The organism is Rossellomorea vietnamensis, from assembly GCF_008180415.1.
GTDB lineage: Bacteria > Bacillota > Bacilli > Bacillales > Bacillaceae_B > Rossellomorea > Rossellomorea vietnamensis_C.
The window spans coordinates 569,665-589,255 of the sequence record NZ_VTEI01000003.1; the positions used below are offsets into that span (position 1 = coordinate 569,665).

The 19,591-nt window shown below is 44.7% G+C and carries 20 protein-coding genes; 7 read left to right on the forward strand and 13 right to left on the reverse strand.

All coding sequences use genetic code 11. The annotated features are described in order from the left end of the window. Positions 1-148: 148 nt before the first annotated feature. Positions 149-979, reverse strand: a complete 831-nt coding sequence (speE, locus tag FZC78_RS08855) for a polyamine aminopropyltransferase (RefSeq protein ID WP_113930580.1) — start codon at positions 977-979, stop codon at positions 149-151. A gap of 224 nt (positions 980-1,203) precedes the next feature. On the opposite strand from speE, the gene FZC78_RS08860 reads away from it, so the two are divergent. After that, positions 1,204-3,273, forward strand: a complete 2,070-nt coding sequence (locus tag FZC78_RS08860) for a transglycosylase domain-containing protein (RefSeq protein WP_148939331.1) — start codon at positions 1,204-1,206, stop codon at positions 3,271-3,273. Between the two features lie 360 nt (positions 3,274-3,633). On the opposite strand, the gene FZC78_RS08865 is transcribed toward FZC78_RS08860, so the two are convergent. Further along, positions 3,634-4,143, reverse strand: a complete 510-nt coding sequence (locus FZC78_RS08865) for a YwhD family protein (protein ID WP_148939332.1) — start codon at positions 4,141-4,143, stop codon at positions 3,634-3,636. Positions 4,144-4,336: 193 nt separating this feature from the next. Beyond that, positions 4,337-4,999, reverse strand: a complete 663-nt coding sequence (locus FZC78_RS08870; protein ID WP_148939333.1) for a site-2 protease family protein — start codon at positions 4,997-4,999, stop codon at positions 4,337-4,339. Positions 5,000-5,178: 179 nt separating this feature from the next. Here FZC78_RS08870 and FZC78_RS08875 point away from each other — a divergent pair, with 179 nt between their 5' ends. Next, the gene (locus FZC78_RS08875; RefSeq protein ID WP_148939334.1) at positions 5,179-5,367 is read left to right on the forward strand and encodes a 2-hydroxymuconate tautomerase; all 189 of its coding nucleotides are present in this window, start codon (positions 5,179-5,181) and stop codon (positions 5,365-5,367) included. A 407-nt stretch (positions 5,368-5,774) separates the two neighbouring features. On the opposite strand, the gene FZC78_RS08880 is transcribed toward FZC78_RS08875, so the two are convergent. Together FZC78_RS08880 and FZC78_RS08885 are read right to left on the reverse strand one after the other, a co-directional pair. After that, positions 5,775-6,281 carry a YwgA family protein gene (locus FZC78_RS08880; protein ID WP_148939335.1) on the reverse strand — a complete coding sequence of 169 codons (507 nt, stop codon included), beginning with the start codon at positions 6,279-6,281 and terminating at the stop codon, positions 5,775-5,777. A 133-nt stretch (positions 6,282-6,414) separates the two neighbouring features. Beyond that, the gene (locus FZC78_RS08885) at positions 6,415-7,716 is read right to left on the reverse strand and encodes an HD domain-containing protein (RefSeq protein WP_148939336.1); all 1,302 of its coding nucleotides are present in this window, start codon (positions 7,714-7,716) and stop codon (positions 6,415-6,417) included. Positions 7,717-8,013: 297 nt separating this feature from the next. Here FZC78_RS08885 and FZC78_RS08890 point away from each other — a divergent pair, with 297 nt between their 5' ends. Together FZC78_RS08890 and FZC78_RS08895 are read left to right on the forward strand one after the other, a co-directional pair. After that, positions 8,014-8,808, forward strand: a complete 795-nt coding sequence (locus FZC78_RS08890) for an RsfA family transcriptional regulator (protein WP_148939337.1) — start codon at positions 8,014-8,016, stop codon at positions 8,806-8,808. A 391-nt stretch (positions 8,809-9,199) separates the two neighbouring features. Beyond that, complete coding sequence (locus FZC78_RS08895; RefSeq protein ID WP_148939338.1) at positions 9,200-9,382, forward strand: hypothetical protein; 183 nt, start codon at positions 9,200-9,202, stop codon at positions 9,380-9,382. A gap of 158 nt (positions 9,383-9,540) precedes the next feature. Here FZC78_RS08895 and FZC78_RS08900 read toward each other — a convergent pair whose 3' ends face one another. From FZC78_RS08900 to pta, 3 genes are all read right to left on the reverse strand, one after another. Next, entirely contained in the window at positions 9,541-10,386 is an 846-nt protein-coding gene (locus tag FZC78_RS08900; protein WP_148939339.1) for a lipoate--protein ligase family protein, read from the reverse strand. Between the two features lie 1,040 nt (positions 10,387-11,426). Further along, positions 11,427-12,812: an N-acetylmuramoyl-L-alanine amidase gene (locus FZC78_RS08910; RefSeq protein WP_148939340.1), complete on the reverse strand. Its 1,386-nt coding sequence runs from the start codon at positions 12,810-12,812 to the stop codon at positions 11,427-11,429. A 132-nt stretch (positions 12,813-12,944) separates the two neighbouring features. Beyond that, the gene (gene pta / locus FZC78_RS08915) at positions 12,945-13,916 is read right to left on the reverse strand and encodes a phosphate acetyltransferase (protein ID WP_148939341.1); all 972 of its coding nucleotides are present in this window, start codon (positions 13,914-13,916) and stop codon (positions 12,945-12,947) included. A gap of 726 nt (positions 13,917-14,642) precedes the next feature. Here pta and hemQ point away from each other — a divergent pair. Beyond that, entirely contained in the window at positions 14,643-15,386 is a 744-nt protein-coding gene (gene hemQ / locus FZC78_RS08920) for a hydrogen peroxide-dependent heme synthase (protein WP_148939342.1), read from the forward strand. A gap of 127 nt (positions 15,387-15,513) precedes the next feature. On the opposite strand, the gene FZC78_RS08925 is transcribed toward hemQ, so the two are convergent. Continuing rightward, on the reverse strand, positions 15,514-15,744 hold the full coding sequence (locus tag FZC78_RS08925; protein WP_148939343.1) for a hypothetical protein: 231 nt from the start codon (positions 15,742-15,744) through the stop codon (positions 15,514-15,516). 275 nt (positions 15,745-16,019) lie between these two features. Between FZC78_RS08925 and gerQ the strand changes: the two genes are divergently transcribed. Further along, positions 16,020-16,469, forward strand: coding sequence for a spore coat protein GerQ (gerQ, locus tag FZC78_RS08930; protein ID WP_148939344.1), 450 nt, complete (start codon positions 16,020-16,022; stop codon positions 16,467-16,469). A 151-nt stretch (positions 16,470-16,620) separates the two neighbouring features. On the opposite strand, the gene FZC78_RS08935 is transcribed toward gerQ, so the two are convergent. Continuing rightward, positions 16,621-16,992 (reverse strand): DUF423 domain-containing protein, encoded by a 372-nt coding sequence (locus tag FZC78_RS08935; RefSeq protein ID WP_148939345.1) that lies wholly within the window; start codon positions 16,990-16,992, stop codon positions 16,621-16,623. Positions 16,993-17,018: 26 nt separating this feature from the next. Next, positions 17,019-17,315, reverse strand: a complete 297-nt coding sequence (locus FZC78_RS08940; RefSeq protein ID WP_148939346.1) for a YwdI family protein — start codon at positions 17,313-17,315, stop codon at positions 17,019-17,021. Between the two features lie 123 nt (positions 17,316-17,438). Between FZC78_RS08940 and FZC78_RS24865 the strand changes: the two genes are divergently transcribed. Then, on the forward strand, positions 17,439-17,591 hold the full coding sequence (locus FZC78_RS24865; RefSeq protein WP_187444855.1) for a hypothetical protein: 153 nt from the start codon (positions 17,439-17,441) through the stop codon (positions 17,589-17,591). Positions 17,592-18,061: 470 nt separating this feature from the next. On the opposite strand, the gene FZC78_RS08950 is transcribed toward FZC78_RS24865, so the two are convergent. Continuing rightward, positions 18,062-18,733 carry a uracil-DNA glycosylase gene (locus FZC78_RS08950; RefSeq protein ID WP_148939348.1) on the reverse strand — a complete coding sequence of 224 codons (672 nt, stop codon included), beginning with the start codon at positions 18,731-18,733 and terminating at the stop codon, positions 18,062-18,064. Positions 18,734-18,756: 23 nt separating this feature from the next. Further along, entirely contained in the window at positions 18,757-19,506 is a 750-nt protein-coding gene (locus FZC78_RS08955; RefSeq protein WP_252183557.1) for a DUF4230 domain-containing protein, read from the reverse strand. Positions 19,507-19,591: the final 85 nt, after the last annotated feature.

Sequence of the window (19,591 nt, forward strand, 5' to 3'; positions counted from 1 at the left end):
CGGCCGCTTCCGCTTTTTATTCAATCCAGCTCCAGCGGCCAGCCCCTCGGGATCAAATAACCCAAAGCGAATAAAAGGAAAGCCCGCCTTTTTTTCGCTTTGGAACATTTGCCTGTCGGGGCTGATCAGGCCGCTTCCGCTTTTTATATTACTCTGTCAAATCCTTCACAAACTTAGGCAGTGCAAAGCTGGCTTTATGAAGCTCTTTTGTATAGTATTTCGTTTCGATTTCATGGAAACGGTCATCGCTTACTTCCAGCGGGTCATGTTTCTTGGAGCCGACTGTGAATGCCCACAGGCCGCTTGGATAAGTCGGGATGTTTGCCGTGTACAGGCGCGTGATCGGGAAGATTTCTTTTACATCGCTTTGTACCTGGCGGATCAAATCTGCCTTGAACCAAGGATTGTCACATTGAGCAACAAAGATTCCGTCTTCTTTCAATGCTTTAGAGATTCCTGCGTAGAATCCTTTTGTGAACAGGTTCACGGCCGGGCCAACAGGCTCAGTGGAATCCACCATGATGACATCATACTCATTTTCACTTTTTGCAATGTGCATGAAGCCGTCGCCTACCTGTACTTCCACTCTTTCATTTTCAAGCTCGCCCGCAATTTCAGGAAGATATTTTTTCGAGTACTCGATGACTTTGCCGTCGATTTCCGCAAGTACGGCTTTTTTAACAGACGGGTGCTTCAGCACTTCACGGATTACGCCTCCGTCTCCGCCGCCGACAACTAGAACAGTTTCCGGGTTAGGATGCGTGAACAATGGCACGTGTGCGACCATTTCATGGTAAACGAACTCATCTTTTTGAGAAGTCATGACCATTTCATCAAGAAGCAGCATGTTCCCCCACTCTTCTGTTTCGACCATATCCAGCTTTTGAAATTCCGTTTGCTCTGTATGTAAAGTTTTGTTAATTTTCATTGTAATTCCGAAGTTTTCCGTTTGTTTCTCTGTGAACCAGAATCCACCCATTTTACTTCATTCCTTTTCTAATTAATTCTCGCGGCCGGGGACAAACATCATCATAAATATCCTTCCCCAACAGCATAAATACAAACATGAGAAAAAGTATAGTCTAATTTGGCGAAAATACAAGAATAATTATTAATTTTCTTCCTATATGTTTAAAAAAAACCCCTGCTTTCCATAATGAATACTAGTAAAAACGGCAGATTCATAGGAAATGAGGGATTCACTTGGAAATCATCACAAGTTCCCGTATACAAAAAACCAAAAAATATTTGCGCGCCGCCATCATCTTGGGCCTGCTCTCCACCCTGTTAATCCTGGCCGGATTAGCGGGTTTATTGACATATGCCAAAATCAAGGGGCCTCCCCCTCTTGCTGTTCCCCAATCCACTCTGTTCTACGGGGCGGATGGTTCAATTATCGGTGAAAGCAACAGCGGCGAAAAGAGGTACTGGGTCCCCCTTGAGGATATTTCCCCTGATTTGATCGATGCAACGCTGGCCATTGAGGATAAGGGATTTTTCTCCCACCACGGCTTCGATTTCAAACGAATCACAGCGGCCGGATTAGCCGATTTAAAGGCAATGGCCAAAGTCCAGGGCGCTTCGACAATTTCACAGCAGTATGCCCGCAACCTCTTTCTGACTCATGATAAAACATGGAAAAGGAAGATTTCAGAAGCTCTTTACACTTTGCGTCTGGAGATGAATTATTCTAAGGAAGAGATTCTTGAAGGATACTTGAACACGATTTATTATGGCCACGGCGCATACGGGATTGAGGCCGCCAGCCAGTTTTATTTTGGAAAGGCTGCCGACACATTGACTGTCGCTGAAGCCGCCATGCTTGCCGGGATTCCGAAAGGACCGAGCCTTTACTCTCCGATTGACTCTTTTGAAAAAGCAAAAGAACGCCAGGGACTCATCCTCAAGGCCATGAAGGAAGATAAAATGATTACAGATGAGGTAGCCACTCAGGCTAAAGCAAGAACGTTGGCAATTGTCGGGCACTACCCGCATGAGTCACTGGAAACCGCTCCCTATTTTCAGGATGTTGTTAAAAACATTCTAAGAAACCAACTGGGTATTGATGAGCGCACCATCGAGCTTGGCGGCCTGAAAGTATACACAACACTGAATCCGCAGCATCAGCAAGCAGCAGAAGACGTAATTGAAAGAGAAATCGGCCCGGAATCTGATATCCAGGTTGGGTTCACGGCCATCAACCCGAAAAACGGACATGTTACCGCAATGGTCGGGGGCAGGAATTATGAGGAAAGTCCCTTTAACCGAGCTGTCCAGGCAGTCAGGCAGCCGGGATCAACCATCAAGCCGCTTCTTTATTATGCGGCGGTCGAGAAAGGCTTCACCCCTTCTACAACAATGAGGAGCGAACTGACTACGTTCAAATTCGATGAAGGACAAAGCGAATACACCCCGCATAATTTTAACAACAAGTATGCAGGAGATGACATTACACTAGCTCAGGCAATTGCGATTTCGGATAATGTCTATGCGGTCAAGACCCACCTCTTCCTTGGTGAAGAAACGCTTACCGATACAGCCAAAAAATTCGGCCTTTCGACACCTGTTAAAAAGGTGCCGTCCTCCGCCCTTGGAACTTCTGGAGCAAGAGTCATCGATATGGTCAATGCTTATGGAATGTTTGCCAATGGCGGGTATAAAATCCGGCCCGTCTTTATTACAAAGGTGGAAGGCTTCAGCGGGGAAACCATCTATGAAAACAAATGGGAAAAAGAACAGGTTCTCGACAGGGATGCCGCATATGTCATGACACACATGCTCAGCGGCATCTTCGACCCGAAGCTGAACGATTATTCTACGGTTACAGGAATCACCATCCGCAAAGATGCGACCAGGCCTTATGCCGGGAAATCAGGCACAACCAATTCAGATAACTGGATGATCGGGTTTGCTCCCCAGCTCACGGCCGGTGTGTGGACCGGTTATGATAAAGGAAAAGAAATTTCATTGGTAGAGGATAAATACTATGCCAAAAACATCTGGGTCCACTTCATGGAAGAGGCTTTAAAAGGCGAACCTGTCAAAGCATTCAAGCCCACCAAAAATGTCAAAGGCTATCTCGTCAATCCGCATAACGGAAAGCTCGCAACCAAAGGGTGTCCGGTCCAGCGCTTCACGTACTTTGTAAAAGGAACTGAACCGACTGAATACTGCGATGAGCATCTTCATGAAGAGATTCCGGCTAAACCGCCGGCGGCCGAGCCGAAAGAGGAAAAAACACCGTGGTATAAAAAATGGACAGAGTGGTTCTAAGCTGGTTTCCTGGATGAGGGTCGCCGTATGAGAATGCAACCGTAACAGAGGCTGCCGAACTGCCCGCCAACAATTAGCCAATTAGCCGGCGCGATTCTTCATAAGCGGCAAGGTGCTGTCCGGGAGGCCGCACGGCACCTTGCCGCGCAGCTGAAAAGTAAATCAATAAATCTAAGCCATCTAAAAAACATAAGAAAAACCCCGGGTTTGTGCGAACCCGGGGTCTTTCATGTCCTAGTTTGATTTGTGCAAACTGTGATTTAAGTTTACTTTTTTTCTCGCCAATGAGCAAGATGTGAACGATTTTTTCTCATAACTGTCACATTTCGTTCAAACTATTGTAATAATCTGTAAGTTTTTTCAGACAGAAAGTCCTTCTTTCAGCTTATCTTCAGATCTCTCCCACATTCCTTCATCATGGTTGATAAGGTAGTCTTTTAAGATGCCTTTTGAACGGTCATCCATGTCATCGACAATGATATGGCGCTTGATTGATTTATCCATCCGGTTCACGTGTTCAGGCAGGGATTTATAGCCTCTTCGCTTTTCCGTATTGACGACCATTTCACACGCTGTCACGCCGGCATAGTAAGGGCCGTCCGCTTTACGGTCGATGGTCACCCAGACAAGCCAGTAAGGTTTACCGCCTTCGGAATCTTCACGATTAGTCGTGAATTTGATTCTTTTTTCCACGGAACTGCGGGCATGCATCGCACCTATGTCGACAAAAGCTTCTCCTTCCTGCACATCAACGAATACAGGGGAGACATTATCCAGGCTCAATGAACCGATTCCGAAGCCGCCGTGCCCGTCTGTCGGGTCATTTTTGATAATATTAAAGCCTACTTTGCTCTTCTTTTTTTCATCCATCTATATCGCTCCTTCTGCTTTCTGAAAGGCTGTTTTCGTATATATTGTTGCTTTAAGATATCCCCGGGTACTAAGGGTTTTATCTTTCATCGAGGGAGAGCAGCTCTTTTCTTTTTACCAGTTTTCACCCTTCTTAATATGATTATTTTTTCAAAATTAGTATCAAATAGCAACAAATTTCACGAAAAGAGCCCTATGAAAATAATGAAAATACTGCATAGTAAATCGTATTGAACGTCTGTCCCACAGCACTCATCCCGCCGTTGATCACCGGCCAGATCGTGTAACGGTCAAGAGGGGTAATGACCAAAATCAAAAACAGCAGAACGCCATATTGTTCATACTGCGACATCTGTGACCGCAGGCGGGGCGAAACAAGGTCCTCGATAATCCGATAGCCGTCCAATGGAGGAAACGGCAATAGATTAAATATGAACAAAAGGATGTTCAGGTATACAATCATATTGAACAGGTCGATGAAAAACTGGGGAACGACCGTGCCGAAACCAAAAGTGATGATAAAATAAAAAATTCCGTACGCGATGAACGCTATGAGGAAATTGCTCAGCGGTCCCGCCACCGACACAAGCACCCCTGCCAGCTTCGGCTTCTTGAAGTTGAAACGGTTCACAGGAACAGGCCTTGCCCAGCCGAAGCCGGCAATCAAGATGAAGAGGGTCCCGATCGGATCTAAATGCTGAATCGGATTAAGGGTAAGCCTTCCTTGATCCTTCGCGGTATCATCCCCGAATTTGTGTGCTACATAAGCGTGTGCATATTCGTGAAACGTGAATGCCAGGATCAAAGCAATGATCACGAATGGAAGCTCTTCTAAATTAAAGGCTAAAAAGTCCAATGTCTGTTCTCCTTCATATACATAAGTGATTTTTTAAAATAGGTAACATGTCTATCTAAATATTCTCTATCAACCAGACTTGCTCCTTCTGGAAAATACGATAAACTTTTAACTGGAAGATATTTTTCTCAATATCCCCATAATGATTGTAACAAAATTATAGAACAGGAGCGAAGCCCATGCCTTATGTAACCGTTAAAATGATCGAAGGACGCAGTGAGGACCAAAAGAAAGCCCTGGTGGAAAAAGTAACTGCAGCTGTCAGCGAAACGACAGGTGCCCCTGAAGACAAAGTCGTCGTATTCATAGAGGAAATGAGCAAGAACCATTATGCTGTGGGCGGAAAGCGTTTAAGTGACGAAGAATAGTCAATTTGTTTTCCCGTTTCAGCAGAAAAGCCGCCGGTCCATTGTGACTGGCGGCTTTTTTTGAGCTTCGCCGCCATTTCACTATATCTGCTCTTGAGTAACTGCGAGCTGCCTTGAGACCTCCTCTCTGTAATCTCATTGCTTTTGTGTCTCTTTGATGTCCTTTTCTTGCTTTGCCACTAGTGTTTAGTTTGGGCACTTAGGGGATGTCTTGGATATCTTTTTCGCTTTCCCACCACCATTTGGGCACCTAGAAGCTTCCTTGAGAACCTCTTCCCTGTACATCTCACTTCCCAGGGGTCTCTAAAACCCAGCCATCCCGTTCGAAAATCGTACAGCCCGATCCTTCCTCACCAAAGGTCTCCGTATAACAAAAAAACCCGCCACATCAGTGACAGGCTCCGAGATTATTGCACAATCTTCTCTTTCAGTGATTCGATATATTCATAGGCAGTATCGATTTCTTCTACCGTATACTTCTGCTTGCTCTTCAGGGTAAAGATTTTTTCTTCCACTTCTTCACGTGGCAGGTTATCGAAGTATAACACCGTTGATACGAGTTCAAGGAAGCGGGAAGGCTGCTCGTTCATGGCCTCCAGGCAATCCTTCAGGAACGGGATATCCGTTTCATACATGTTCAAAAAGCCCTGTCCTTCTTCTGTCACGGTGTACCGGTATTGGTAGTAGCCGCCTTTCTTCTCCTTGAGCTCGCTGATGAAGCCCATGTTGCACAGTTCTTCCACTCGAAGGGTCAGCTCCTCTGAGTAAGGACCGTAAAAATGAAACTGGAACTTTTCTTGAAAAGGGAACGATAATTTCTTGGCAATATATATCATTTTCTGGAGTTTTTTTCTGCCGGTGATTTCCCCGGAAGCCAAAAATGCACTCATTAATTTCGTGTGATCCTTTAACACTTTTACTTCATCTCCTACTTCAAAAATTACTCGGTGTCCCGCCATTAGGTGCACGGAGGCCGTCTCAGAAGTTTCCGGACCCCATTCTGCAAACGCGGTTCCGCTATGGCTTATGAGACAGCCTCACTATTAATCAATCGAGTTCCAAAATGGAACGGATTTGTCTTTTGATGGTTTTCTTGGATGTTTCATCATATAAAAAATCGGCAGGGTAATAGAGTTTGTGGTCTGTTCTTCTTTTACCTGAGATTGCATCCACGATATCCGACTGCCTGGACAATTCCTTCAAGTCGTTACCCGGCATCAGTAAATGAATCGGCAGGCGCTCCTCTTCTTCCCCCGGCCGGTAAAAATCATACGGAAGATCCGATGATGAATCGACGACCAGATAGTACTCCGGATCGATGCCGGCTTTTTTAAATAACGTTTCCAGCTCACTGTGTTTCCTGTATTCCTTCGCTGGATCGAATTCAGCGTATTTAAATAGATTTCTATTCATAAAACGGCGGCAGAGGTCGCTCAGCACAGGATCATTCTCCTCTTCCCAAGTCTGGAAGTAGAACATGATCACCGCTTCATCCAGCTTTAAATAATCCTCAAGCGATACGTCCCCTTCAAAGAGGGAATAAAAATGGAGAGGATCATATTTGAAAGCATACGATTGTTGATAGAGGTCTTTCGCACGATGGAGGATTTTTGTCAGAATTACTTCTGCACTCCGCGTAACAGGATGGAAATACACCTGCCAGTACATCTGATAACGGCTCATTATGTAATCCTCAACCGCATGCATCCCGCTCGACTTAATGACGACCTGGTCTTCCCTGGGCCTCATCACGCGCAGGATCCGCTCCATATCGAAGTGGCCGTAGCTGACCCCGGTAAAATAGGCATCGCGCTGCAAATAATCCATCCTGTCAGCATCGATCTGGCTGGAGATCAGGCTGACCACCTGCTTGTTCGCATAGGTTTTCGCTATAACCTCCGCAACATGCTTGGGAAACTCACTGCCTACTCTTGAAAGGACCTGGTTAACTTCAGTATTCCCCAGGATGATTTCTTGTGTGAAATGCTCATGATCGAGATGAAAGACCTTTTCGAATGAATGGGAAAAAGGTCCATGACCTAAATCATGAAGCAGTGCAGCACATAAACTTAAAAGCCTCTCATCCTGGCTCCACTCAGGCCGGCCCTGAAAGACATCGTCTACAATCCGGCGGACAATCTCATAGACACCGAGGGAATGATTCAAACGGCTGTGTTCCGCGCCATGGAACGTCAAATAAGTGGTTCCGAGCTGCCTGATCCGCCTCAGCCTCTGGAACTCCTTTGTCCCGATTAAATCCCATATGACCTGATCTTTCACGTGTACATAACGATGAACAGGGTCTTTGAAAACTTTTTCCTCATGCAACTTCAATTTGGAATATTCCATTCTTTACCCTCTTCCTGTCTAACATATATCCATTATAGACGGTTTTTTTTATAAAAACATCTCGAAGCGTGTCGAAAAATAAATAGAATTGCTGAAAATTGTTTATACTTCAAGGATAAAATGCCCTAAAAAATTTTTGCTCCAAAAACGGCTCTTGACAGACTCAAAGTACCCTTCCCAGGCAGAAGAACAACGAAACTATTAGAAAAAATTAATTTTAACATATTCGTATAGATTCTGTTTATTTTGTACAAACTTCTAGTAAGTAAAGTTACTAAAATAAGGGAGTTGGAATAAATGAAATCTAGACAAGATGCCTGGACAGAAGAAGATGATTTGTTATTAGCCGAAACCGTTTTACGCCATGTAAGAGAAGGCAGCACACAGCTGAACGCGTTTGAAGAGGTAGGGGACAAACTGAACCGCACTTCCGCCGCATGCGGGTTTCGTTGGAATGCCGTGGTCCGCCATCAATATGAAAAAGCCTTGAGCCTGGCGAAGAAACAGCGCAAACAGAGACAGCGCCTGCTCGGCAAAGACCAGGGCGGCAAGAAGAAGCTGTTATATCAGCCCCCGGCACCATCTTATGATGAAATCGACGCGATGTCTCTATCAATGTCTTCTGAAATGAGCGAAGAAGAACAAGAGTATACTAGTCCGGTTATGGAAGCCGATACAGAATTTGCAGAAGAAACAGTCCAAGCTGATGAAGTGAATCCTTCTGCGGGAGCACCGGTCTTCACTGCACCAGCTGCCAAGCGCGAACCTGTTCAAGGCAGAATGGAAATGTCTCTTGAAAAAGTCATTATGTATTTGCAAAACCTGGCACATTCGAACTTCCACTCAGATATTTTAAAAAGTGAGAATCAGAGATTGAAACATGAAAATGCTGAAATCAGACGTGAGAATGCCGATCTGCAAAAGAAAATCGGCGAACTTGAAAAGAATACAGTGACCATGCAGGAAGATTACGAAACCATGATGCAGATCATGAACCGTGCAAGAAAGCTCGTATTATTTGAGGATGAAGAAGGAAAAGCCCCAAGATTCAAAATGGACCGAAACGGTAACCTTGAAAAAGTAGCTGAATAAAAAAGCGCAAGTGCCTTGATCAGCCCCGACAGGCAAATGTTCCAAAGAGAAAAAAAGGCGGTCTACCCTTTTATTCTTTTTGGGTTATTTGACCCCGAGGGGCTAGGTCCGTTCCAGTGGGTACGGACCCTCGGGCGCTGGAGCTGGATTCATTAAAAAGCGGAAGCGGCCCGTTCAGCCCCGACAGGCAAATGTTTCCTGGAGGAAAAAAGGCGGTCTTTCTTTTTATTCTCCAGGGGTTATTTGACCCCGAGGGGTTGGCCGCTGGAGCTGGATTCATTAAAAAGCGGAAAGGCCCCGCTCAGCGGCGTACGGACTGTACCAGCCCCCCATGAGATAAAGGAATCACGAAGAACGAAGTGATTCGATGATGACTTATCGCAAGGAGGGGATGGGCAGTACGCTAGCCGCTGGGGCCTTGGAGCTGGATTGCACAAAAAGCACAAGCGCCTTGATCAGCGCCGACAGGCAAATGTTCCAAAGAGAAAAAAAGTCGGTCTTCCCTTTTATTCTCTTTGGGTTATTTGACCCCGAGGGGCTAGGCGCTGGAGCTAGATTCAGAAACGCTGCCTAATTCTCGACCTGAAAATTTTATTCGTTCATATATTTTAAAACAAAAGCACTGGCGGCGGCCAGTGCTTTTTGTTAAAGATTGATAATTGTAATCGTTGGATAAAGGATGCCACTTTAAAGCGCTAAAGAAAAACCGGCAGCCCACTGGACCGCCGATTTCTATCTCTCTAATACTTTCTCATTTCTCTGATGTACTCTATCTAAATAGCCTTCATATAAAGAGATTTCGGTGCCCTCCAGCTGGCTTGCGTAGATTTTCCCGCTGAACCCTTTCAGGGACTGAAAAAACCGGAGCATTGTATCTTGAATCGTTAATTCCACACCAAGAAGTTCTGAAAGGGAGGCCATGACCTCCGGGTGGATTTCAGGAAAGATGAATTTGCTGCTTTCTTCTCTTTTTCCAGCTGAATAAAAATCCCTGATGACTTTAGCCCGTTCCGATCCGCTTCCGCTTACACAAAGATAAATCTGGACAGCAACGCCATTTCGGATCCTTCTTTGCGAGATGCCAGCAAACTTTCTGCCGCTTATACTGAGGTCATAGCTGCCTGGACAATAAGAGTTCACGATTTCCTTCGCTTCAATGTGGACAGCGAAATCCTTGAACATATCCTCTGTCAGCTGCAGCATAGCATCGTACCCGCGATTGATATCAATCCCTTTTTCAGAATCCGGGAACACGAGTGAAAGATTAAGGACTCCTTCGTCCAAGACGACCGCCAATCCACCCGAATTCCGCACGATATACCGGTATCCGCGGTCTTCCAGGACCTTCAACCCTTCTTCCAGTGCGGGAAGTTTTGCATCCTGGATTCCCAGTACAATCGTGTCATGATGAACCCACGATCTCGCTGTGGCTGGTGATGTTTTCGCTCCCACTGAAGTGCAGAGGGTATCATCGATTGCAAATGACTGCAGAGCATTGAATATAGGTCCCAGGCTGGATTGATCAATGATCCTCCATTCCGGCTGTATTAACAATGATTGATTTTTCTGTATTTCCATCGTTCGTTCTCCTTCGATCATTCATGGGGAATATTATATCACACCTCAAACTGCCAAGACTAAGCCTGAAAAGATCAAAAGCAAAAGCGGCTTGTCCAGCCCCGACAGGCAAATGTTTTCAAGAGATAAAAAGGCACTTTTCCCTTTTATTCTCTTGAGGTTATTTGACCCGAGGGGCTAGGCGCCGAAGCTCGACGGATCAATAGCAAAAGCGGCTTGTCCACCCCGACAGGCAAATGTTCTCAAGAGAATAAAAGGCGCTTTTCCCTTTTATTCTCTTGAGGTTATTTGAACCTCAGGTGCTGAAGCTGGATGTGAATAACATAGAAAAAAGTCATCCGCAGTGGTTGATTTTATAATTTCCTGCCAAGCACTAGAAAAACAGGAGCGGATGCGAGAGCACTGAAAATCTACCGAATTTTATAGGTTACTTGCTTTAACCTAAGATAAAGTCAACTATCCTTCCTTAAAGAGGAAGAAAGGTTGACTTTTTTCTTGCTCTCTATCCTGCATCAGCTTTAAAATCCTTTGGTGTTTTTTATTTGCCTGCCACCGCTGGAAAGATAGAAGGGTGCTAATTAAAGGCACTGACCAATGGTGCTTAACTATGTAGTTCAGTGTTTTGGGTAGTAAATAGAGGAAAGAGATTCCCTTATTTCTTACAAAACTCTAAAAAAAGCTAAAATAGAGGAATAAATTTCCCTTAATTAGCTAAATACGCTAGGAAAATTGTGTTTTTTATCATATAAAGGAAAAAAGTTCCTCTATTTTCCCCGTAATAAGCTTGAAATTGAAGATAAGGGAAAAAAGTTCCCTTATTTACGGTTGAGTACCCAATTAAGGGAGAATGACTGGACAATTTCTCTCTAAAGCCCTTTATATTATTCACCCAACCAAGCAAAGTGGGCCTCCTCAACAAAAAACCAGCACTCTTTCATAGGCTTTTATGAAAAAAGCAGAATCGCTCTCTGAAGTGAGCGATTCTGCCTTTAAACTAATGGTCGGACTTGTTCAGTGCCCTCGTGGATGCCCCTGTTTATTTATAATTCCTCGAGCCGGTTGTTCAATTCCTGTTTCTGTTTATCCAGTTCTCCGATTGTAAGGTTTATCATTCTTCTGTAAACGCCTAGAATGTCCTGTCCATAACTTGTTCCCGGAACAGCCCATCTTCCATTTAAACTCGTCCAATATTCGGAGATTCCTCTGGTTACTAAATTGAACCTTGGATCGACTTGCTGAAGACCTGCTGGAATACTATCTGTAGAAGCATAGGCGTACAAATGCTGAATATGTGCATGAACCCCTATTTCCGGTGTTGAAAAGACTGCACCAGGATTGCCGGGACCGGTTGCACCGATTCCTGCGTAATTATTCTGCTCTTTTTTCACCAATCCGGTAAAGCGGAAATAATCTGTTTCCAAAATCGCCTGGGCAAAGGCAGCATCCCCTCTCATACCATACCGTTTTCCATAAGCTTCGTAATATTGACCAAGTGAAGGGGCCTCAGGATTAACCGATCTGACATAGGCATCTAACTGATGAGGAGTAAGAAGTGTATCTCCACTGATTGTAAAAAGTTCTTCTGGGGATGGAGGTGCGGTTGTTTTAGGCGGGGATGCGCCTTCATTTTCAGTGATGATGAACGCTCCCATGCCAAGCTGTTTGACAGCATCTACTCGGGCGTCCGCATTTTCTTTTTCTTTATAAGCACCAACCTGAACTCTATAAGTCTGTTTATTTGAAATCATAGCGGGGACAATAAAGGATGCTATTCCTTTTGAGGATAAAACGTTAACCCGTTCCTCTGCATTTCTCCGCTCAGTGAAAGACCCCGCAATGACTTTATAAAGAACTTCTCCAGATGGATCTTGATTTTTTGGAGCTAGAGCCAGCGCTTTGGCAACTCCTTTGGCAATAGCTGCCGAAACGTCAGGGATAAAGAGTGGATCGTTTAGAAGTTTCAAATCATCCGGATTATCGATAAACAGGACCTCCAATAATATAGAACTCATCTCTGTTTCACGGAGGACATGAAAGTTGGCCCGTTTCTTTCCTCTGTCTTTAATTCCGTATTTTTGCTTGATCGAGGACATGATTTCATTGTGAACACTATTTTGATAGTTTTTGGTTTGCTCGGGGACAGTACCATTATAGATATAGCTTTCAAAGCCTGTTCCACCAGCCGCGTTGTTGTGGATCGATAGAAAGAAGTCTGCATTCCGGGAATTTGCGAAGTTAGACCTCTCGCTGAGTGACACCGTGGTGTCATTCGTTCTGGTCATCAAGAAGCTGCCATCGAAATTTGCTTGCAAGTAATCACGTACCCTCAATGCGATGGTGAGATTATAGGTCTTCTCCATTGCGTTTCCATAAATTGCTCCGGGATCACTCCCTCCATGCCCTGGATCGATAATAATAGTTTTCATAAGTTTTATCCCTCCTACTCACTAATCTATTCGAAAAGGGATAACCCGCACCAACAAAAGCCCTTATAATACGACATTTATTGGGGGATTTTCACAAAAACGGCCCCCATGATGGAGACCGTCAACTTGCCATTATAGCGCTTGTGCTGCCGTAATCAGTGCTAACTTATACACATCTTCTTCATTACAGCCGCGGGAAAGATCGTTGACCGGAGCATTCAACCCTTGAAGGATTGGCCCCACCGCTTCAAAGTTTCCAAGACGCTGTGCAATCTTGTATCCAATGTTCCCTGCTTCCAGACTAGGGAAGATGAATACATTGGCATCACCTTTCAGGACAGAGTCTGGTGCCTTTTTCTCTGCCACAGAAGGCACAAAGGCAGCATCAAATTGGAATTCTCCATCTAATGTTAAATGAGGCGCTTTTTCCTTCGCAACATTTACTGCTTCTGTAACCTTTTCAGTTTCAGGCGACTTTGCTGAACCTTTTGTAGAGAAGCTTAACATCGCCACACGAGGATCGATATCGAACATTTCAGCTGTTTTCGCACTTTCCACAGCGATTTCAGCCAAGTCCTGGCTGTCAGGATTGATGTTGATCGCGCAATCGGCAAAGACATATTTCTCCTCTTCACGGACCATGATGAAAACGCCTGAAGTCTTGCGCACACCTTCTTTTGTCTTGATGATCTGAAGTGCTGGACGGACAGTATCTGCTGTTGAATGTGCCGCACCACTGACCAAACCATGGGCCTTACCCGTGTACACGAGCATCGTTCCAAAGTAATTTTCATCCAGAAGGATTTTTTTAGCGTCTTCTTCAGTCGCTTTTCCTTTTCTTCTTTCGACAAATGCCTGTACAAGTTCTTCCATAAATTCATTGTCAGACGGGTCCATAATTTCACAGCCTTCGAGGGAAGCATTCACCTCTTGTGCTTTCGCCTGGACACTGCCGGCATTTCCAATGATGACAGGTGTCAGGATTCCCTCTGCAGCCAGACGTGACGCGGCGCTGAGAATTCTTTCATCCTGCCCTTCTGGAAATACAATTTTCTGGTCTTTTCCTTTAACTTTCGCTTGTAGTGTTTCAAATAGATTGCTCATAAATTAAGCCCTCCTTCATTTATCCACTTTCAGCATACTCTTCTGCCGGGAGATTTCAAGAATAATGGACAGTGGCAGCGTTTCCAATGTAATTGTTTTTGTTTTTAGAAAATTTCATCCTTTTTAACCTGCTTTATTGTTCCCTGTTCTTTAACTGAGTATGCAGTTTTCGCGCAATGACTGAGGATGAAATTGTCCTTTTTCAAAGAATAAGAAAGTCCAAACTAGGCAGCGTTTCTGAATCCAGCTCCAAGGCCCCAGCGGCTAGCGTACTGCCCATCCCCTCCTTGCGATAAGTCATCATCGAATCACTTCGTTCTTCGTGATTCCTTTATCTCATGCGGGGCTGGTACAGTTCGTACGCCGCTGAGCGGGGCGCTTGCGCTTTTTGTGCAATCCAGCTCGAGTGCCTAGCCCCTCGGGGTCAAATAACCCCCAGAGAATAAAAGGAAAGACCGCCTTTTTTTCTCCAGAGAACATTTGCCTGTCGGGGCTAAAAGGGGCGCTTGTGCTTTTTTTGCAATCCAGCTCCAGCGCCTAGCCCCTCGGGGTCAAATAACCCCCAGAGAATAAAAGGAAAGACCGCCTTTTTTTCTCCAGGGAACATTTGCCTGTCGGGGCTGATCCAGGCGCTTGCGCATTTTTAATGTCAAGATTCTTATTCAGGTTATTGGGCCAAACTATGATATAGTAAGGGTGCATACAAGTTTATAAGGAGTGATACACATGAGTGAACCGGCACAAACATTAGATGGCTGGTATTCTTTGCATGACTTCCGTGCAATGGACTGGACTTCCTGGAAAATGCTTTCCAGTGACGAAAGGCAAAACGCAATCAATGAGTTTCATGGTTTCCTTGAAAAAATGAACAAGACACAAGCACAAGAAGAAGGAAGCCACGCGCTTTACACAATTGTCGGCCAAAAAGCAGACTTCATGATGATGATTGTCCGTCCGACGATGGAAGAACTGAATGAACTTGAAACTGAATTCAATAAATTGACGATCGCTCAATATACTGTTCCTACGTTCTCATATGTTTCAGTTGTTGAGTTGAGCAACTACCTTGCCGATGGCGAAGATCCTTATGAGAACCCGCATGTTCGCGCGCGCCTCTACCCAATCCTTCCTAAGGCCAAGCATGTTTGTTTCTATCCAATGGACAAGCGCCGCCAAGGAAACGACAACTGGTATATGCTGCCGATGGAAGAACGCCGCAGCATGATGCGCAGCCACGGCATGATCGGCCGCCAATACGCAGGAAAAGTAAAGCAGATCATCACCGGCTCAGTCGGTTTCGATGATTATGAGTGGGGAGTTACATTGTTTGCGGATGATGTCCTTCAATTCAAAAAGCTTGTATACGAAATGCGCTTTGACGAAGTGAGCGCCCGCTACGGCGATTTCGGCACTTTCTTCGTAGGAAACCTTCTTGAAGAAGAAAAGATTTCCCATTTCTTATCTGTATAATAGGATCTTTTCGTAAACTTTGTTGCTATTTGATACTAATTCCAGAAACGAACAACCTTAAGTTACCGAGATAACCTAGTTAACATGAAAAGAAAAGAGCTGCTATCCCAGATGGAAGTGAAAAGCCTTAGTATCCGGGGATATCCGAAAGCAACAATATATGCGAAAACAGCCTTACAATAGTACGCTCTGGCCAAACAGACTTCAGCTGTTTGGCCTTTTTTCCGCTTTTCTCATACCCCTGCTGACAGCTTGAATCCATCACCCTCCTCTCTACGGTTTTATTTTCTTGAAACCCAGTCCCCTGGGAAACTAAAATGCCTTTGATGACATGCTCAACTAAAGTCAAAATATGCATGGCTTTTCAACCTCCGACCGCCAATGGCTTCCTTAGCAAATTCATTAGCCCTGAAGAAATCTAAAATTTGTCCGTGCACAATTGCCTTCCACCTGGAATATTCCGGCCCATGCCAACATAAAAATGAAATAGTGAAATCAGAGCATACTCTCTTTATCATTATCCGCTTTATTTTTATATAAAGAGAGTCTTTAGTGAAGATTACGGTGCTTTGTGAACGAGAAGTGAACCACCTTCAACATGAAGGATTATGATTACTCAAGGAGGTCTACATTGTGAAACAATCAACCAGCTCAAATCCCTATGGATATGGCTATACTCAGCCCCCATATTACGGCCAGCCCCAGAACTATATGGGTGGGCAGTACTACGGCGGCCAAGGGATGCAGGTCCCTCAGCCGATCAGCGCTCAGAGTCCGTCACAGAATTTTCCCGGCCAGCTGCCTGTAGAAGAATCTTATATCGAGAACATCCTTCGTCTAAACAAGGGGAAAGTCGCTACAGTTTATATGACATTTGAAAATAACAGAGAATGGAATGCCAAGGTTTTTAAAGGAATCATTGAAGCAGCGGGGCGTGACCACCTTGTCATCAGCGATCCTCAAACAGGGATGCGCTATCTTCTGCCAATGATTTACCTGGACTACATTACATTTGATGAAGAAATCGAGTATGAATATCCGTTTGGTGCAGGGGCTCCGAGTGTTTCTTATTCACCAAGGTAAAAGGCTGAATCCAGCCATACAAAAGACTGCGTGCCAACCGGCCCGCAGTCTTTTGCTGCTATTCACATATACTATCGTACTTTCCCTTCTCGCAACCCGGCATTCATCTGAGGCTGGTAACGGAAGAACCTTTACTTCGATCAGATCCTAATTACATGGATTTAACAGCAGTAATGATGAGCAGGATCCATGCGATCAGGAAGGCTACCCCTCCTAGAGGCGTGATGGCCCCCAGCACTTTGATCCCTGACAGACTCAATATGTACAAGCTTCCGGAGAATAACACAATCCCGATTAACATCAGCCAGCCAGACCAGTTAAGCAATGAACTGGAAGCTATGTTCCCCATAAGCACGCCAATAATCAGGATTCCCATTGAGTGGAACATTTGATAAAGTACCCCTGTGTTCCATGTATCGATATATTTCTGAGAAATCTTCCCTTCCAACGCATGTGCGCCGAACGCGCCGAACGCTACAGAAAGAAATGCATTAATTGCTCCAATAATAATAAACGTCTTCATACCCTCTACCACTCCCACTTTACATATTAAAATTCAAACAGCGAGTCACCGTTGGCTCCATCATCCGTCTCCAGCTTGCTTTCTTCTGAAATCCTCACTGTCTGGGACTGTTGATTAACAGCAGGCATTGTCATCTGCTGAGCCGGCAGTTCTTTTGAAAAAGAATGCTGACTGGTGCCAACACTTTCCGTTTCCAGCATCACTTCGCATAAAGCCTTGATGGAATTGATGTGCTCTCTGATGTTTTGCGGTCTTTCCGCTTGCTTTGCTTTATGGAGTTCCTGCTCCATTTTATTGATTAATGAGACATGAGATATATTCATCGTGTCCCTCCTTACATGTAGGTCTTTATTTTTCTTTCTCAATGGGTTTGCAAGACACTGTTTTGCAACCGTAAGAGGACTTACCAGGTCTGAATGGGGCCCCTGCATAAGCACGCTGTGTTAATGAAGAAAGATTACTTCCCCTGTCTGCCTTTCGGAGTATACTTCAGGCAGCTTTCTCCTGAAGAACGAAAGACGACCAGGGAGGGCATGGCTTTCGTCTTGAATCCATATGCTTTACAGCCCCGTGGATGGGCCGGTTCCCATGTTGTATAAAAGTATTGGCATTGAAAACAATTGATTTTCTTTTTCTCTGGCAACTTTCTCGTCTCCCTATCCAGCATTCTTCCCTATTCTATCAAACTTATCGAGGATTTGCCTATCCTGTGCTAATTGTAGGTGGCACTCTTTTTCATGCGCTTTATTCCCAATCATGGGCTATTCAGAAGTAATGGATTTCCGCTACAGGCAGATTACTCCGCGGGGCGGGCAGCTTGAGACGGATATCCTTTATAGCAATGGAGGGCTATCCTATCTTACGTTCCCATCATCCCCGGTAAAACCTCTGCGTCCATTCGCTTACTTCGTTTGTTGCTTTCAGAAAAATTCCTAGAGCTGTATTTTCCCCGGATACTAAGAGACTTTCAAAAAAAGAAAGCGAACCAAAGCCAGATTTCGCTTTGATTCGCCATCCTTCCTCATTGTTTCACGTGAAACATGGATGATGCTGTCTGAAAATGTTAATTCTATTCGATGCACCAGTCGATTTCTTCTTCTCCATTTCTTTTCAGCCACTCATTGGCTCTTGAGAAAGGCCGGCTTCCAAAGAAACCCTTCCTTGCGGAGAATGGACTCGGATGCGGCGATTGTATGACAAAGTGCTTTTCAGTGTCGATCAGTTTCAGCTTTTCCTGCGCCGGTCTTCCCCATAACATAAAGACAAGCGGTTTTTCCCGGTGATTAAGATGTTCGATTACCTTGTCGGTGAAGGTTTCCCAACCTTTTCCTTTATGGGAATGGGCCTTGCCCTGCCTGACTGTCAGAACAGTGTTTAGGAGAAGTACTCCCTGCTCCGTCCATTTACTCAGATTTCCGTGTTCCGGCACTTCACATCCGATATCATTTTGAAGCTCTTTATAGATATTTCTCAGTGAAGGGGGAACTTTCACCCCTTTTTCAACAGAAAAACTCAGCCCGTGGGCTTGTCCTTCCCCATGATAAGGATCCTGGCCAAGCAAAACGACTTTCGCATCTTTATAAGCAGTAGAATTCATTGCATTGAAAATATTACGCTTCTCCGGAAACACTCTTTGGGTCCGATACTCTTCTTCAAGAAACTCTTTCATGCTGGCAAAATAAGCTTTCTCCATTTCTTCTTTCAGTACATCGTTCCAATCGTTCGTAAAATTGTCAGCCACGATAACACCCTTTCATGCTACCCTTAATATACGATTGTTACTTTATAGCCTAGCTGCCCGAAAAATTCCTTCAGGGATTTTTCGGCGTTTTTTTCGGCCGTTTGCAGCAATCCCTGGTCGATCGCTTCCTGCTGGATAAGCTCTTTGGCCGCTTGGGCAAGACCGAATCCTTCTTCCCAATCCACTTCGCTTCTGAAGATTCCTTCTACGGAAAATGTTTTGATGTTTTCCGTATCTAGAGAAGGAGACTGCAGAATTTCGGCCCTTGGCAGTTCTATCGTCATTTCTTTTCCCTCTTCATCTATCAAAATATCACTTTCTGATATTTTTTGCAGGTCAACACCGGCCAGTACGGTTCCCGGAACCACCAGCAATAGTTTTCGTTTTGTACCCGGCACATCCGCTGAAATTTCTTTTCCGAAAATCTTGTTATCTTCCTGTTCAATGACTGCCTTTGTAAAAGCTTGGGCAGTTGCCAGTGAATTCATGTCTTTGATCTGCTCGACAAAAGATCCCTGTTCTTCCTGAAATGTACTGCCGGCTAACCAGGAATACATGCCAATTGAGAGTCCTGATATCACAAGGACCGCAATAAGAAGCATGATGAGAAACTTGCTTTTCCATATACTGAAGATTGCCTTTCCCGCCTTAAAGAAAGGCATTTTGACTTTCCCTCTATCTAAAACCGCTGTGGCGCTTGTCTGCTGGCTGCTGCTTTTCAATTCTGCCAAGAGAGCTTCTATCTCTCTTATTCTATTTTCATCACTTTTCAACTAGTTCACCTTCCTCTGTTCATATTATAGAAAATATTGCCGAAAGTTGGAATATAAAGTTTCAAAAGAGGGTAAAGGAGTAGTT

Bases quoted from the DNA above. Each gene is read 5' to 3' on its own strand.
- speE (WP_113930580.1), bottom strand. From the start codon at position 979: ATGGGTGGATTCTGGTTCACAGAGAAACAAACGGAAAACTTCGGAATT.
- FZC78_RS08865 (WP_148939332.1), bottom strand. From the start codon at position 4,143: ATGGATGAAAAAAAGAAGAGCAAAGTAGGCTTTAATATTATCAAAAAT.
- FZC78_RS08875 (WP_148939334.1), top strand. From the start codon at position 5,179: ATGCCTTATGTAACCGTTAAAATGATCGAAGGACGCAGTGAGGACCAA.
- FZC78_RS08885 (WP_148939336.1), bottom strand. From the start codon at position 7,716: ATGGAATATTCCAAATTGAAGTTGCATGAGGAAAAAGTTTTCAAAGAC.
- FZC78_RS08890 (WP_148939337.1), top strand. From the start codon at position 8,014: ATGAAATCTAGACAAGATGCCTGGACAGAAGAAGATGATTTGTTATTA.
- FZC78_RS08895 (WP_148939338.1), top strand. From the start codon at position 9,200: ATGGGCAGTACGCTAGCCGCTGGGGCCTTGGAGCTGGATTGCACAAAA.
- FZC78_RS08900 (WP_148939339.1), bottom strand. From the start codon at position 10,386: ATGGAAATACAGAAAAATCAATCATTGTTAATACAGCCGGAATGGAGG.
- FZC78_RS08910 (WP_148939340.1), bottom strand. From the start codon at position 12,812: ATGAAAACTATTATTATCGATCCAGGGCATGGAGGGAGTGATCCCGGA.
- pta (WP_148939341.1), bottom strand. From the start codon at position 13,916: ATGAGCAATCTATTTGAAACACTACAAGCGAAAGTTAAAGGAAAAGAC.
- hemQ (WP_148939342.1), top strand. From the start codon at position 14,643: ATGAGTGAACCGGCACAAACATTAGATGGCTGGTATTCTTTGCATGAC.
- FZC78_RS08925 (WP_148939343.1), bottom strand. From the start codon at position 15,744: ATGCATATTTTGACTTTAGTTGAGCATGTCATCAAAGGCATTTTAGTT.
- FZC78_RS08935 (WP_148939345.1), bottom strand. From the start codon at position 16,992: ATGAAGACGTTTATTATTATTGGAGCAATTAATGCATTTCTTTCTGTA.
- FZC78_RS08940 (WP_148939346.1), bottom strand. From the start codon at position 17,315: ATGAATATATCTCATGTCTCATTAATCAATAAAATGGAGCAGGAACTC.
- FZC78_RS24865 (WP_187444855.1), top strand. From the start codon at position 17,439: ATGAAGAAAGATTACTTCCCCTGTCTGCCTTTCGGAGTATACTTCAGG.